Genomic DNA, 16,014 nt, shown 5'->3' with positions numbered 1-16,014 from the left:
CTCCTTGAGATTGTTAAATTAAAATTCAATGATGTTGATATGATTATTTATAAAATTAGTAAATGTCACCTTGATTTGGATCGACGATGATCTCGATCAGGTTTGAATGCTCTGATTGCAATGCTTGTTCAAAGGCTTTTTGCAAATCATCAGCATTATCCACTTGATAGCCTTCACTCATGCCGTGACCTGCCGCGATTTTGACATAGTCAAGTCCAGTGAAGCTGATACCAGGGACATTGTTATAACCAAGCAATTTACTGAATGAGCGCATCGCACCATAGCCGCTGTTGTTCAGCACAATCACGGTCAAAGGCACATCAAGGTCAGCTGCCGTCCACAGCGCTTGGATAGAGTACATCATCGAGCCATCACCGATCACCGCGATCACGCGCTCAGTAGCTTTATCCTTGCCCGCATCTTTGGCTGCCAATGCCACGCCCACTGCTGCTGGCAGACCGTATCCCAAGCCGCCACTCGCCATGGTCATAAAGCCGCGATTGCGATTGACTGGGAAATGACTTTGGATCGCTGGGCGGTGCGATGGCGCTTCTTCGACCAAAGTCACGGTATCTGGCACCATACTACGAAGTAGCTGTACTGCATAAGCTGCTGACAGTGTTTCACCTTTTTCAACTGGGTTGCGCACAAGTGTTGGTACAGCTTTGGCATTGGTAGCAACGCTTTGGGCTGCCAGATGTTGGTTAATCTTCGCCACTGATTTTGCCAAATCACCCGATAGGCTGATGGTCGGCTGTACGGCAGCCACCGATGAGATGGCAAGCGCGTGGTTGGCAACTGATAGCTGAATCACTTGCGTGCCTTGTTTTAGGCTAAATTCCCCAGGGACATGGAAAGTAAAGGCGGGCGCACCGACGATCAGTACCAGATCATAGTCTTGTAGTTTTTTGGCGGCATCGCTTGGGATCGCTGACAAGAAACCTGCAAACTGCGGATGACTTTCTGGGAAGACACACTCATGGCTGACAGGCGCGGCATAGACTGGTGCCTTGAGCGTCTCAGCAAGTGCCACCACTTCATCGAAACCATTATATACACCAAGCTCTGAGCCTGCGACGATAGCCGTGTTGGTGCTTTTGGCAAGTTTATCAGCGATGTCTGCCAGTGCTGATTCATCGGCTGCGCCTTGTGGTTGAACCTGTGGCACTTGGATGTATTCCGCTGGCTGATTCCAGTCATCACTTGGGATGGATACGAAAGTTGGGCCTTTTGGTTCTGCCATCGCGATTAGATAAGCTTGCAAGATGGCTTTTGGCACATCAGCAGCACGCGCAGGCTGTACGCTGTATTTGACATAAGGGCGTGGGAAGGCATCGGCTTGATCGGCAGCTAGGTACGCTTCATCAAGCAGTAAGCTGCGCGCTTGCTGACCTGCGGTGACGACCATCGGTGTCTGGTTTTTATAAGCTGTAAAGATATTGCCAAGTGCATTGCCTAGACCTGCCGCTGAGTGCAGATTGATGTAGCTTGCGTTGCCTGTAGCGCGGGTGTAGCCGTCCGCCATACCGATGGCGCTGGCTTCTTGGAGCGCTAGCACATAGCGAAAGTCTTCTGGCCAGTCGGTCAAGAAATCAAGCTCGGTCGAACCAGGGTTGCCAAAAACAGTGGTCATGTTCAAATCACGAAGTAGCTTGTGCACGACTTGACGCACGGTTGGTTGATTGTTTTGAGTTGTCATAACTTACTCCTTGTGTATTTCAAATTATTGTTGTTTACTTATTAATTTATGTTACCTATGTTAATTTTATTCCGATTATTTGGCGCGATGGTATCGTACGCCCATGTATAGGATAAATATGGTTGCGATCGCGACAGGTACTGTCATCCAAGTCATGATACCGCCAAATCCCATGTTGTATCCCAGTAGATAACCGCCAAGTAATGAGCCTGAAATAGAACCGAATCGACCAATACCCAATGCCCAGCTCACTCCTGTGGCGCGTGCTGATGTCGGATAAAAGGCAGCTGCCAACGCATTGAAACCTACCATACCACCACTGATGGTCACGCCGATGATTAGAAAACTTGCGATCAGCCAAGCGAAATTGGTGTTAAACATTGCTACTGCCAAAGTAATCAGCGAACCGATGCCCAACGCAATACCCAGTGCCTTATAAGGATTGACACGATCCATCAAGCCGCCGATGATCAGCGCGCCCACTGTACCACCGATTTGGAATAGGGTCGCCAATGTCGCTGCTTGTGATTGTTCATAGCCAAGTAAACCGAACAAAGTAGGTAACCAACTGATATAAACCGCGATGTACGCCATGGTCATAAAGAAGATCACCCACAGCATCGCTGTACCCACGCCCAACTCTTTATTAAATAGCTTGGCGATGGCTGATTGTTGCGCTGATGCAGGCGCGGTAGCCACATTTAACGATGATTTTTCACCGACGAACTGTACACCTTCGTCCACATGACCGATTTTATTCAGATAAGCGCGGATTTTCTCTGGGTGCTTATGCTTTTCGGCAAGATACTTCGCAGACTCTGGTAAAAACAGTGCCAAGACAATGATCGTCACAAGCGACACCCAGCCACCGAAAGCAAGCACACCCTGCCAGCCATAGTGCGGTAATAATGCTGCCGCCACAAAGCCCACCAACGCCGAACCTGCTGTATAACCACAGAACATCACCGCGACGATCAAAGAGCGCACCTTGATCGGTGTGTATTCAGACACAAGCGTGATCGAGATCGGCATCGCTGCGCCCAGTCCCAAGCCCACGATCAAGCGCATCACCGTAAGCCCTGAGATACTGCTCATCATACTTGCCAAGACGCTGAACGCACCGAAAATCGCCACCGAAATCAGCAGCACCATCTTGCGACCCAATTTATCAGCAAATGGACCTGCAGCAAATGAACCAATGGCAAGACCGACCATACTCGCGACCATCGTCGGATTCAGATCCGCTGGCGTGACATTCAAGCTTTCTGCCAATGCAGGGCCAATAAAACCCATCACCGCTGCCGCATAGCCGACATATAAAACGATGATAAAACCCAAAATGATGGTCAAATATTGAAAAAATGATAAAGGATTGTCATCTAAAACTTGCTGGACGGCGATGATTTTGCCATCCGCTGTAGGATTATTATTATTCATCTTGTGCATCCTTTTGGCAGTTCTTTTACTTGTTGTTCTCAATGGCGTTTATGATACGCTTGTTTTTTTGATTAAACAACGCCAAAACTGCAATACTATGTTGTTCAAATTGCAAAGATAAAATCGATAAAAATGAAAAATTCCCTGTTGTTTGTCAATCGATCCTAATTATTTGACTGCTTAATTTTTATCCAATCTTTATCTTGTTATTAATTGCATGAATATTATGCAATTTAATCATAAATTTAATTTATCTATAGTATATAGAAATGGAGAGAGAGTCAAATTATTTATAATAATAGTTTGTATTAATAATTTTAATAGTTATGCTTAAATTTTGCACAATTCGTATAATACAGATTTTTTATGATTTTGCAAGTTATGGACATAAAAAAAGAACGCCCAAACTGAACGCTCTTTTTTTGATAGATGGTGCTGTATGGTATAGATGGTTTGGCAAATAGACCGCTTCAGCCATGATACTTTTGCACCTAGGTCAAATCACCACAACAGATTGCTCGCTGAGTTCATACTAATAAAGCCATCAGGAATCTGACCGTTCGCTGCTTGCCACTTGGCAAATGCCTTGCGCGTGTTACTGCCTGCTACGCCATCGACACCGCCTGTGTCATAGCCCATGTCAGTCAGCTTGCGCTGTAGGCTTTGCACCTGTGTGCGTGATAGCGGCTGCTCATCGCGCGGCCAAGATTGCACCAGTCCACTGCCGCCACCGATGCGCTTAGCCAATAGCGCAACGCCTAGCGCATAGCTTGATGAGTTGTTGTACACGCGGATGACTTCGAAATTCTTGGTCAATAGCAGTGCTGGGCCGTTTTTGCCTGCAGGTAACCACAGCTCGGCAAGCTGATCACCGCCGAAGCTTTCACCACCGACCGCGCTTAAGCCTGCGCGCTTCCACGCATCTAGGCTCAGCTTACCGCCGTTTAGCAGATTATAATCAAAACCTGATGGCAAACGCACTTCATAAAATGGCGCAAGACCACGCACCCAACCTGCATTGCCCAGATAGCTTGCCGTTGAGCTTAGTGCATCCGCAGCATTCCAAGGGTCTTTATGACCATCATCATTGCCATCGACGCCTTCGGTGATCCAAGTACCAGGGATGAACTGCGTGTGACCCATGCCGCCTGCCCACGAGCCTTTCAGCTGCGATTGATAGACATCGCCACGCTCGATCATCTGCGCCATCGCCAGCAGTTGATTTTCAGCGAAATCACGGCGGCGGCCATCGTACGCAAGGCTTGATAGTGCGTTGATCAGATCCATCGAACCACTGGCAGCACCGAATGATGACTCCATACCCCAGATGGCAGTGGTGATTTCTTTAGGCGTGCCGTACAGATTTTCGGCGCGTGATAATACGCTAAAGTTATCATTCAGCTTCGATTTGCCTTGGCTGACGCGCGATGATGACACTGCGCCTTCGACATATTCCCATGGCATTTTGGTAAATTCTGCTTGGCTGCGATCAAGGTCGATCACGCGCTCATTAAGACTTGCGCCCGCCATCATGCTGTTGATCGTACTGGCGTTCGCGCCTTTTGCGATCGCACGATTAATAAAATCACTGCGCCATGCATCGAAGCTTGAGTACACGCCTGCCGTCTGCACTGGAGCAGGCTTGACCACCACCGGGCGTGGCTGCTCGATCACCACAGGCTTGGTCTCAGGGGTGATGACTTTGATCGGGGCGCGCTGTGCTGGCTGACTGGCACACGATGCCAAAAATAGCACGATACCAGTTACCAAGGCGCTTTGGGCAAATTGCTTTTGGGTCATAAAATTCATCCGTTATCAGTTGAGCGGTTTTGGGCAAACACTTTAGCAAGATTTGCGCAAAAAGTCGATGATTATATTTTTATGTTTTGTTATTTATGACTGATTTTTATACAGCTTTATTCCAAGTTTATTCCAAGCAACGCGGCGATACTTTGACAAATTGCCCCATTTTTACACCCATGATATCATCTTTAAAAAAGCATCAACCGCCTTCCGATGCTGTTTTTTGCCAAATTTCTTAGCAGTCATACAAACCCAAACTTGTGATTTTTTGACAAAATTTTTATCAATTTGTGCTATACTAAATCACTTTTTTAACCCCATATTTACTCTATACATTCAGACAATTAGGATACGATTATGAACATTCAAGCCCTAATGCAACAAGCGCAAGCCATGCAAAAGCAAGTTGAGAAAAATGTCGAAGCTGCCAAAGCAAGCCTTGCTACCAAAGAAGTGCACAGCGAAGCAGGCAATGGCTTGGTCAAAGTCACCATGACAGGTCGCCATGTCGTCAAGCGTCTGACCATCGACCCAAGTCTAATGGACGACGAACCTGATATGATCGAAGATCTGGTCGCCGCTGCGATCAATGATGCTGTGCGCCAAGCCGATGAGCTGTACGAAGAAGTGATGGCGGGCGCGACTACTGGTATGGGCTTGCCACCGAGCATGAAAGGCTTGTTCGGCTGATTCATCTGTCTGGCGAAAATATCGAGCAATCATCGTGCTGACCCCAAAACTTGACAAACTCATCAAAGAGCTGCAAATCCTACCAAGTGTCGGTCAAAAATCGGCGCAGCGGATGGCGCTCGCGCTTTTGACCAAAAAACGCGCGCAAGGGCTAAACCTAGCCGCCGCGCTTGAGATCGCCATGCGTGAGATCATCGAATGTGCGCACTGCCATTCGTTCAGCGATGATGAGATTTGTCCGATTTGTCGCGATGTACGCCGTGATGATGGCGTGCTGTGCGTGGTCGAGAACGCATCGGATGTTTTCGCCATCGAACAAAGTGGCGGCTATCGTGGCAAATATTTTGTGCTTGGTGGTCATTTATCGCCCATCGATGGCATCAATGCTGATGATCTACACATTGATGAGCTGATTTTTCGCCTAAAATCAGGCGGCGTACGCGAGCTGATCCTAGCCACAGGCGCGACCGTCGAAGGTCAGACGACAGCGTTTTTTATTTATGATGCCGCCAAGCCCTATGTGGAGAAAATCACGCGGCTTGCCCAAGGCATTCCGATCGGCGGTGAGCTTGAGTATATTGACAGCATCACCCTACACCAAGCCTTACAAAACCGCGATACCATTTGACCGATATTTCCATGACTACTTTAGCCTTGCCAAGATACGCCACCGATCTTCATGCATTAGATGAGCTGCCGACCCACTGGGTGCAGACCACGGATGCGCTGTATGCGCTGATTGATGAGATTGACAGCGTCGATGTCGTCGCGCTCGATACCGAGTTCATCAAGCGCACCACTTATTATCCCATCCTTGCGCTAATTCAGATCAATACCGGCAAAGCGATCTATCTGGTCGATGCACCCAAGCTTGATCTGACCGATCTGTGGCAAGCCTTAATCGAAGTGCCGACGATGGTGTGGTATGCCTGCGGTGAAGATTTGGGGATTTTTTATTTACTTGCCAAATGCCCACCACTGAACAATGTCTTTGATGTACAGCTTGGTGTGGCGTATCTGTCAGGCAAACTACAAATCGGCTACAGTCAAGCCGCTGATGAGATCTTGGGCGTGCATATCGATAAAGGGGAAAGTCAGTCAAACTGGCTGGCACGCCCCTTAACCCAAGAACAAGAAAACTATGCTGCCAATGATGTGCGCTATCTGCTTGCGCTATATCAAGCGGTACAAAGTGAGCTTAAAGCACGACAGCTGTACGACTACGCCTGTGAAGACAGCCACAGCTATGCCCATGAACTGCACGACACGCAGAATCTGCCTGATGATCAGCTGTATTTAGATCTGATTGCGCCGATTTATACGCGTCGTCAATTGGCACTGCTACAGCAGCTGACCATATGGCGTGAAGCCTTAGCACGCGCAACCAACGAACCGCGCAGCTTCATCATCGGTAAGCAGGCCCTACGCGAAATCGTGCAGCAGATGCCTGATAGCATTAAGTTGTTGGCGCGCACCACCATCAACCGTGCTGCCCTGCGCCGCTATGGAGATGAGATCGTGCGCATCGTCCGTCAGGTCAATGCCATGAGTGAAAATAACCTACCGCCGATGCCGCCGCCGTCTTATCACAGCAAGGATAAACCGTTCAAAAATGCGGTCAATGACGCGGTCGAAAACTTCAGCCAAGCCACAGGCGTGCCTGCGATTTTATTATTAAAAAATCGCTGGATCAATCAGCTGCTACAGATCACCGCCTTCGATGGTGATATCAGTGAATTACCGCGCGAATTGCACGGCTATCGTAAGGCGCTGATCGTCGAGCAGATTTTGCCGATACTTGGTGAGTACAAGGCGCAGATTGTGTCTGTATTTAATCAGCCGCCACAGTCGGCATCATAATTGGTGTCGTATGCCAAGCCTTATCAAATGACAATTTGACTAGGTTTATAAATTTTAAGCCAATAAAAAGCCAAGTATTACACTTGGCTTTTTGTTTAGCGGTTATGATAATACCTTATAATACCATCGCCGCAATCCAACCAAAAATAATCAGTGGAATGTTATAGTGGATGAAGGTCGGAATCACCGAATCTTTGATGTGATCATGCTGACCATCGGCATTAAGACCCATTGTCGGGCCTAGTGTCGAATCTGACGCAGGTGAGCCAGCATCACCCAACACGCCAGCGGTTGCAACCAAAGCCACCGTCGCAGGTACGCTAAAGCCCATCGCCATGCATAGTGGCACATAGATGGTGGCGATGATTGGCACCGTTGAAAATGACGAGCCAATGCCCAAGGTCACAATCAAACCAACGATCAACATCGCCAAGGCCGCCATTGCTTTGTTACCGCCAAATAGCTGCATCGCCCCATCCACCAAGGTATCAATCTGCCCTGTGGCTTTCATCGCTTCAGCAAAGCCTTGTGCACAGATCATGATAAAGCCAATCATCGCCATCATCTTGATACCGTCATTAAAGACATCATTAGCTTCACGCCACTTAACCACGCCAGTTGCCATAAATACCGCAAAGCCCACAAGCGAACCGATCAGCAGCGAATCTGTCATCAACTGCGCGCCTAATGCCACCAAGATCGCACCGATCGCCACCGCAACATCATAGCCATTGACTTCACGATTTGGCGCATCTTTGGCGATCTCGATATTCTGATACACACGCGGCTTACGATAAGTGACGAACACCGCCATTAATAGACCAAGCAGCATCCCTGCCGCAGGGATTGCCATGGTACTCATCATCGAGATGTCGCCTGTGACCATGCCTGCGTCATTGATATTTTTTAGGATAATCTGATTTAAGAAAATATCACCAAATCCATACGGAATGAACATATAAGTATTGACCAGACCAAAGGTCAAAATACACGCCACCGCGCGGCGATCCAGATTCAGTTTATTCATCACAAGCAGTAGCGGCGGTACGATCAGTGGAATAAAGGCAATGTGAATCGGCACGATGTTTTGCGACATCATCGCCATCACCACAAGGATAATGCACACCAGCCACTTCAGCTTGGCAGCACCATCGGTATGATTCACCTGCGCGATCAATTTATCTGCGACCATCTGCGGCAAGCCAGAATGCGCAATCGCCATCGCGAACGCACCGAGCATCGCATACGACAGCGCGATCTCCGCACCATTTTTGATACCACCTTGAAACGCTGTCAAAGTATCAGCCACCGACATACCTGCAACCAAGCCGCCGATCAGCGCACCGATCACCAAACTTAACACCACATGGACGCGCAGCAGCGACAGCCCTACCATCACAATGACAGCGATTAAAACTGCATTTATCATCATCGTTATTCCAAAAAGCAAAAAATATCGAACAAATCGTTCAAAAAAATCACACAAAATAAGCCGTCTATTATACCGCAAAATTAAGAATAAAAATTTGATAAAAAATATATTAAAATCAATCACTTAACAAAATTATTATTATAGACAATTTCAAAGTAGTAACACTGGTGCAAGATTTGATGAGAAATGTTCATTCACTTGTCATAAAAAACTTGCAATTTCTCCCAATCGCCACCATAAACCCATCATCTTGCAAAAAGGAATCACAACAATGAGCAAACAAAACATGCCAAACTTAGAATCCCTGCCATTATTAGCGGTGCGTGATGTCGTCGTCTATCCGCATATGCAAATCGCGCTGTTCGTTGGCCGCGAACAATCGATCAAAGCCATCGAACTTGCCCAAGATCTGCACAATGGCATGATCGTCGTCGTCTCCCAAAAAGACTCGCTGAGCGAAGAGATTAACACCGATAATCTGTATCAATTCGGTACACGCTGCCAAATCGTCAGCACCATGCCGCACGATTCGGATGATAAATGCATCAAGGTGCTGATCGAAGGTATCGAGCGCGTACAAGTCGATGCCATCAGCACAGTCGATGACAAGCCTGAAGAAAGCTTGCTTGCACACTTTGTGCCTGCACCGATCACCCTAAGCTACAGCCGCGATGAGATCGACGCGCACAAAAAACTGCTGCTCGATCTATTCAGTGACTATGCCGATGGCAGCTTAAGAAACTCGCGCGAGCTGATCAAAGTAGCGAGCAAATTCGATGATTTGCTTGAGCTGATGTATTTTATCGCCACACGCACGCAGCTGGCTTTGGACAAAAAACAAACCTTGCTAGAGTCGGACAATGCCGAAGAGTATTTCAAGATTTTGACCGACTATTTCACCAGCAGCAAAACCGAGCGCAACATCGAAAATGAGCTTGAAAATACCGTGCGCAAGCAGATGGAAAACAATCAGCGCGAGTATTTTTTGAACGAAAAAATGAAAGCCATCAAAAATGAGCTGTCTGATCTGAATAATGGCGCGGACGATGATGATCTTGAGCTTGAAAATCGTCTAAAAGATGCTGATCTGCCTGATGATGTGCGCAAAAAAGCCGAAGCTGAGTTTCGTAAACTAAAAATGATGCCTGCCACTTCATCAGAAGCATCGGTGGTGCGCGGCTATGTCGAATGGATTCTTGACACACCGTGGAATAAGGCAAGCAAGGTTTCGATCAATCTTGAAAAAGCCAAACAAACACTGGATAAAGACCATTATGGACTGGACGATGTCAAAGATCGCATCTTAGAATACCTAGCGGTGCAGTCGCGCGTGAAGCAAATTCGCGGCCCGATTCTGTGCTTGGTAGGTCCACCGGGTGTGGGCAAAACTTCACTGGGTGAGAGTATCGCTCGTGCCACAGGCCGTAAGTTTGTGCGTATGGCATTGGGCGGTGTGCGTGATGAAGCAGAAATCCGTGGTCATCGCCGTACCTATATCGGGGCGATGCCAGGTAAGATTGTGCAGTCATTATCAAAAGTTGAAGTCAAAAATCCGCTATTTTTGCTCGATGAAATTGACAAAATGGCACAAGACTTCCGTGGCGATCCAGCCTCTGCCCTACTAGAAGTGCTTGATCCATCACAGAATAAAGCGTTCAATGACCATTATCTAGATCTGGATCTGGATCTGTCTCAGGTGATGTTCATCTGTACTGCCAATAGCATGAATATTCCACCAGCGCTACTGGATCGTATGGAAGTGATTCGTCTGCCAGGCTATACCGAAGATGAGAAACTGGCGATTGCCAATAATTATCTAATCCCAAAAGCACTAGAACAAAACGGCCTGGGCAAAGATGAGCTTGACATCACCGACGATGCAGTGACGAGCATTATCCGCCATTATACCCGTGAAGCTGGCGTGCGTAATCTTGAGCGTGAAATCAATAAAATCAGCCGTAAAGCTGTCCGCTCTCAAGTCGAAACGCACGGCATCAAGCCCAAAAAAGGCGTGAAGTTTGATACCGTTGCCGTGACAGATGATAATATCAGCGATTTCTTGGGTGTCAAGCCGTTTGATTATGGTCTGGCCGAACAAGAACCTGAAGTTGGCCGTATCACAGGTTTGGCTTGGACATCAGTGGGCGGTGAGCTATTGACCATCGAATCTGCAACCATGCAGGGCAAAGGTGAGCTGGTATTCACAGGATCGCTGGGTGATGTGATGAAAGAGTCTATCCGTGCTGCGATGAGTGTCGTGCGTGCAGGTGGCGAACGCTTTGGTATTGATTATGAAAAATTCAAAAACACGGATTTGCACATCCATATGCCAGAAGGCGCGACACCAAAAGATGGTCCATCAGCAGGTATCGCCCTGACCACCGCCATCGTGTCAGCCATGACAGGTATCGCCATCCGTGCAGATATCGCCATGACTGGTGAAGTGACTTTGCGTGGTAAGGTACTGCGTATCGGCGGCCTAAAAGAAAAACTGCTGGCTGCTCACCGTGGTGGCATCAAGCAAGTACTGATTCCTAAGTCAAACGAGCGTGATTTGGCAGAGATTCCTGACAATGTCAAAGAAGGTCTGACCATCACCCCTGTTGAGAGCATCGATGAAGTGCTGGCAGCGGCTTTGGTCGAAAAACTTCGCCCTATCCCGCCAAAGGTCATCACGCATGACGCACCATCGGATAAAGTCGTCAGCTAAACCGCATGGTTAATCGCTTGCTAAGTGTTGATTTGCTTGATAATTATCCATTATTTGGCAGATTGGCACTTGGCAAGTTTTTATGATGAATTACTATTAAGATATCTACTATGAAAGCCTTGATTGATTTTATTCCGCTGATTGTCTTTTTTTATCTGTATAAAACCACCGAGCCGACCAACGCCGAACATCCCATCTTGCAGTTGATCGGCTCAGCAGGCGTGGATAATAATCATGTGCTTGTGGCGACCGCAGGTCTAATCGCATCGACGGTGATTGTCTATGGCTTTTTATTCATCAGCCAAAAATTCCGCCTAGAAAAGCAGCAATGGTTCGTGCTATTGATGACCATCGTGTTTGGCGGGATTACTTTGGCACTCTCTGATGATTATTATATCCGCCTAAAGGCTATTATTATCAACCTTGCCTTTGCTGGGGGTCTGCTGATCTCACCGCTATTTGCCAAAGATAAGACACCGATTGTCAAAAAACTGTTCGGGCAAGTCTTTGAACTCACTCAATCAGGCTGGCACAAGCTTAATCTAGCTTGGGCAGGTATGTTTGGCACGATGGCAGGTTTGCACGCATTTTTTGCCTTTGTCTTTGCAGATGGCAAATACTGGGGCGAATTTACCGCCTTTGGTGATATGATTGTGATGTTCGGCTTTATTGCAGTGATGTTTTTTAGCTTGCGGCGTCATATCCGCAAAGATATTCAATAATCATATGCCCTGTGATACGCCAATCATAGGGCTTTTTTTATAAAGGTAGGCATCCTGCTGTACGAATAACAATTGACTAAGAAGTTTGATAAATATGCAGAAAAATGATTTTTTGACAAGAATTTTTCAATATATTGATTGTATTTCATTATTTGTTTTTAATAAAAAACACTATTTTGTAATAAGTAAAAAAGAGTATTTTATATTAAACATGAAATTAGATTTAGATATAGAATTAAAGAAAGGGAAAATATCTATTGCAGAATACAATCATGAGCTAAATTCATATTATTATAGAAATGGCATATGGCAACTTCAAAAAAGCAATTTTGAAGATTTTCTAAAAATAGAAGAAGTGATTGTCCTATCCAAGTCAGAGTTACAATCTTTATTGTTTTTTGATTTCAATCATCAAGAACTACAAAGGCTCTACGGTATTGTTGAAAATAAACTAGCCATCAATGGGGAAATATCAAATAATGGTGAATTAAGTGATTTTAAAAAAATAAATCAGATTTCTTCAAGGTTGCCTATATTTTATATTAACTTTGATACCAATGTCTATCTGCATATGGACTGGGATAGATGTCATGAAGATTATGCCTATGAAAATTGGTTTGCAAAAGCAATGGATTTTGGCTATTTAATTCCTGATGAGTTCTGTTATTGGAAAATAGACGGCAAAGATTTTTGGAAGTTTAGGCAAATTTAGGCGTAGAAAATGTGGAACGCACCATCAAAAACCCATTTAAGCAATGGTGCGTTGTATGCAGCCTGCTGAACTGTAATTTTTTACTTAATTTACAATGATTTAGCTTTATATTTGCAGTATATCATATGTACTAATCTACATCAGCCTCAATTCAAATATCAAATAAATTATAATCTATCACACATCCATCCCATGCATAAATAATGATGCAACTTTGTTCAAGAAAAATTTCTAAATTTCCTTCTTTATCACTCAAGACTTGTAGAGAAACCAATTTCCCACTCTCTAGGATAATCTCTTCTCCCCATGGCTCTATTATAATAATTTTGGGGTGGTCTTCTAAATTTTTTATATCAAATTTCTGTTTATTCATTATCATTTCAACCTTAATTCATCATGGAAATTATTTTTTTATTAATGCCACTCTATTTTTTTAGCAGTACAGCAGGGTACGCACGGTGCACCATTAACCCAAACTGTTTGAGTAGTGCATTATTACGCACCTACTGTACTATTTTAATTTCTTTGACAATAATCCAGTGTATCACTTTGTAGATATTTTTGGTAGGCACTGAATACCGTTTGCAATACCACTCCATATCTACAGGATAAGTGGTTATTTTTTACATAGATTTTTTGGTTAGACAGTTGTATAATTTTATAAAAATTCACCACTTAGGAATGATTATGCCACTATTTGCCATCATCGGTCATGATGTCGCTGACAGCACCGAAAAACGCCTACACGCCCGCCCTGCTCATATCGAACGCCTAAGTGCACTCGATGCCCAAAATCGACTGGTCGTCGCAGGCCCAAATCCCATCAAGCATGGCGAACCTGCGATGAGTGGCAGCATCATCATCGCACATTTTGATGATCTTGAGCAAGCACAAGCTTGGGCGACTGATGATCCGTATATCAGCGGTGGCGTATATAGCCATGTCGATGTCAAGCCGTTTATCCAAGCCTTGCCAAAGCTTGACTGACAAATACCGATGACCCAACTTCAGCGCGCCAGCATCCATTGGCAAACCGATGCTCAGGGGCATACCATCCCTGTATCAGAAGCCTTTGATGATGTGTATTTTTCTCGAGCAGGTGGGCTTGCTGAGACGCATTATGTGTTTTTGCAAGGCAATCAGCTGCCTACGCGTTTTGCCAATTTGCAAGCCCATCAAAGCTTTGTCATTGCCGAGACAGGCTTTGGCACTGGGCTGAATTTTTTGGCGACTTGCCTTTTGTGGTCGCAAAATGCACCAAAAAATGCTCGCCTGCACTTTATCAGCACCGAAAAATTCCCCTTGTCGTTGGATGATTTGCAACTTGCACTCACCGCTTGGCGAGATGAGCATACCACACCATGGATTGATGCGTTGTTGTCGCAATATCCGCTACTGATGGCAGGTTGTCATCGCTTGCATATCAGCGATCAGATTACACTGGATTTATGGTTTGGCGATGCTTATGACAGTTTTGGCACGCTTGCCGACAACTTGACGGATACTTGCCAAAAGGTCGATGCGTGGTTCTTAGACGGCTTTGCCCCAAGCAAAAACAGTGATCTGTGGTCAGTAGAATTATTCAAACAATTTGCACGACTGTCGCATTCTGCCACGACTTTGGCGACTTTTACCGCAGCAGGCTTTGTACGGCGCAATCTGCAGGAAGCAGGTTTTCAAGTCAATAAAATCAAAGGCTTTGGGCATAAGCGCGAGATGATCACCGCGCAGTTTGTCAGTGATGTTATTAATCCTACCCCACGCGCGCGCAAGCACATTGCCATCATCGGCGCTGGCATTAGTGGCGTGATGACAGCGATCGCCCTAAGCCGCCGTGGTCATCGTATCAGCTTGATTGATAAATCCACACCGATGCGCGCTGCGTCAGGTAATCCCAGGGCGTTACTTGCACCGAAGCTTACCTTGATCGAACACGCGCATAATCACTTGCCGACGGTGAGTTTTTTGTACGCACAGCGTATTTATAAAAACTTGTCAAAATCTTTACAAGAAAGCGATACCCATAGCGCACCGATTTTTGAACCGACGGGTGCGGTGGATTTTTTATTACCTAGTCAAAAATCCGCCGAAAAACGCAGCGCACAGATCGCTCCTTATCCTGACGCACTGATTTATCAGATGGATGACAGCGGATATCAGACAGCGGATATTGCCACTTTTGTGCCATTGGCAGGGCTTATCAATACCCAAAGCATCGCCAAACTTATCGCTCATCTACCGAACATCACCGTCATCCAAGATACAGTAGATAAGCTTGAAAAATCCGATAATTCTATTAATCTATACTTATCAAATGGCGGTGTGCAGTGCTATGATTCTGTGGTGATTTGCGCAGGTTTTGAAAGTGAGCTTTTGGACGATACACTTTTTAAATGCCGTAAAATCCGTGGGCAGTTATCATGGGTCACTTTCCCACAATTACTGGCACAAAAAGGGCTGCCCAAGACACCGATTAAATACGATGGCTACTGTGCAGCCTTTGATGATGGTGATGGCGAACACAAGTTCTTATTTGGTGCAAGCTTTGTGCGAAATTCCACCGATACCACGATATCACTCGATGAGCATCAGTTTAATTTATCTAAACTAACCGCCGCCCTGCCTGATATCGCAGCCGCTTTGCCTGATGTTAGTGAATTTCACGGTAAAGTCGGCATTCGTGCGCAGACACCTGATTATCATCCTTTGGTTGGGCAGATTGATACGCAGCTGTTTACGCTGTATGGCATGGGTTCAAAAGGTTTTAGCTTTGCGCCATTATGCGCTGAGATTTTGGCAGATCTGATGAATGGGACGATTTTACCAATTGATCAGATTTTATTAGACAAGCTAAACCCGAAACGCGAAAGACTGCAAACCCCTTTGACAGACTTGGCATAAATTAGCAGTATCAGCCAAACAAAAGCGTCTATATTTTATATACAGACG

At 45.9% G+C, this 16,014-nt stretch carries 13 protein-coding genes; 8 read left to right on the top strand and 5 right to left on the bottom strand.

Annotated features, from left to right (window positions below):
* Positions 1-55: 55 nt before the first annotated feature.
* The 3 genes from mdlC to NGM44_RS09885 form a co-directional block, all read right to left on the bottom strand.
* Positions 56-1,699, bottom strand: coding sequence for a benzoylformate decarboxylase (gene mdlC / locus NGM44_RS09895; protein WP_253223491.1), 1,644 nt, complete (start codon positions 1,697-1,699; stop codon positions 56-58).
* 75 nt (positions 1,700-1,774) lie between these two features.
* Positions 1,775-3,136 (bottom strand): MFS transporter, encoded by a 1,362-nt coding sequence (locus tag NGM44_RS09890; RefSeq protein WP_253223490.1) that lies wholly within the window; start codon positions 3,134-3,136, stop codon positions 1,775-1,777.
* 501 nt (positions 3,137-3,637) lie between these two features.
* Positions 3,638-4,936 (bottom strand): lytic murein transglycosylase, encoded by a 1,299-nt coding sequence (locus tag NGM44_RS09885; protein WP_253223489.1) that lies wholly within the window; start codon positions 4,934-4,936, stop codon positions 3,638-3,640.
* Positions 4,937-5,296: 360 nt separating this feature from the next.
* On the opposite strand from NGM44_RS09885, the gene NGM44_RS09880 reads away from it, so the two are divergent.
* From NGM44_RS09880 to NGM44_RS09870, 3 genes are read left to right on the top strand one after another with little or no spacing between them, the layout of a single operon-like run.
* Positions 5,297-5,629, top strand: a complete 333-nt coding sequence (locus tag NGM44_RS09880; RefSeq protein WP_253223488.1) for a YbaB/EbfC family nucleoid-associated protein — start codon at positions 5,297-5,299, stop codon at positions 5,627-5,629.
* Positions 5,630-5,663: 34 nt separating this feature from the next.
* Complete coding sequence (gene recR, locus NGM44_RS09875; protein ID WP_253223487.1) at positions 5,664-6,257, top strand: recombination mediator RecR; 594 nt, start codon at positions 5,664-5,666, stop codon at positions 6,255-6,257.
* A gap of 11 nt (positions 6,258-6,268) precedes the next feature.
* On the top strand, positions 6,269-7,489 hold the full coding sequence (locus tag NGM44_RS09870; RefSeq protein WP_253223486.1) for an HRDC domain-containing protein: 1,221 nt from the start codon (positions 6,269-6,271) through the stop codon (positions 7,487-7,489).
* Positions 7,490-7,604: 115 nt separating this feature from the next.
* On the opposite strand, the gene NGM44_RS09865 is transcribed toward NGM44_RS09870, so the two are convergent.
* Positions 7,605-8,921, bottom strand: a complete 1,317-nt coding sequence (locus tag NGM44_RS09865; protein WP_253223485.1) for a Na+/H+ antiporter family protein — start codon at positions 8,919-8,921, stop codon at positions 7,605-7,607.
* Between the two features lie 271 nt (positions 8,922-9,192).
* Here NGM44_RS09865 and lon point away from each other — a divergent pair, with 271 nt between their 5' ends.
* From lon to NGM44_RS09850, 3 genes are all read left to right on the top strand, one after another.
* Positions 9,193-11,631, top strand: coding sequence for an endopeptidase La (gene lon / locus NGM44_RS09860; protein WP_253223484.1), 2,439 nt, complete (start codon positions 9,193-9,195; stop codon positions 11,629-11,631).
* A 110-nt stretch (positions 11,632-11,741) separates the two neighbouring features.
* The gene (locus NGM44_RS09855) at positions 11,742-12,353 is read left to right on the top strand and encodes an inner membrane-spanning protein YciB (protein WP_253223483.1); all 612 of its coding nucleotides are present in this window, start codon (positions 11,742-11,744) and stop codon (positions 12,351-12,353) included.
* 94 nt (positions 12,354-12,447) lie between these two features.
* On the top strand, positions 12,448-13,065 hold the full coding sequence (locus NGM44_RS09850) for a hypothetical protein (RefSeq protein WP_253223482.1): 618 nt from the start codon (positions 12,448-12,450) through the stop codon (positions 13,063-13,065).
* A gap of 151 nt (positions 13,066-13,216) precedes the next feature.
* On the opposite strand, the gene NGM44_RS09845 is transcribed toward NGM44_RS09850, so the two are convergent.
* The gene (locus tag NGM44_RS09845) at positions 13,217-13,438 is read right to left on the bottom strand and encodes a hypothetical protein (RefSeq protein ID WP_253223481.1); all 222 of its coding nucleotides are present in this window, start codon (positions 13,436-13,438) and stop codon (positions 13,217-13,219) included.
* A 314-nt stretch (positions 13,439-13,752) separates the two neighbouring features.
* Here NGM44_RS09845 and NGM44_RS09840 point away from each other — a divergent pair, with 314 nt between their 5' ends.
* Both NGM44_RS09840 and mnmD read left to right on the top strand, forming a co-directional pair.
* Positions 13,753-14,052, top strand: a complete 300-nt coding sequence (locus NGM44_RS09840) for a YciI family protein (protein WP_253223480.1) — start codon at positions 13,753-13,755, stop codon at positions 14,050-14,052.
* A 9-nt stretch (positions 14,053-14,061) separates the two neighbouring features.
* On the top strand, positions 14,062-15,966 hold the full coding sequence (gene mnmD / locus NGM44_RS09835; protein WP_253223479.1) for a tRNA (5-methylaminomethyl-2-thiouridine)(34)-methyltransferase MnmD: 1,905 nt from the start codon (positions 14,062-14,064) through the stop codon (positions 15,964-15,966).
* Positions 15,967-16,014 lie beyond the last annotated feature (48 nt).

Source organism: Moraxella sp. FZFQ2102, from assembly GCF_024137865.1.
GTDB lineage: Bacteria > Pseudomonadota > Gammaproteobacteria > Pseudomonadales > Moraxellaceae > Moraxella.
The sequence above is the reverse complement of the archived record's forward strand: the minus strand, read 5'-3'. Positions and strand labels throughout refer to the sequence as shown.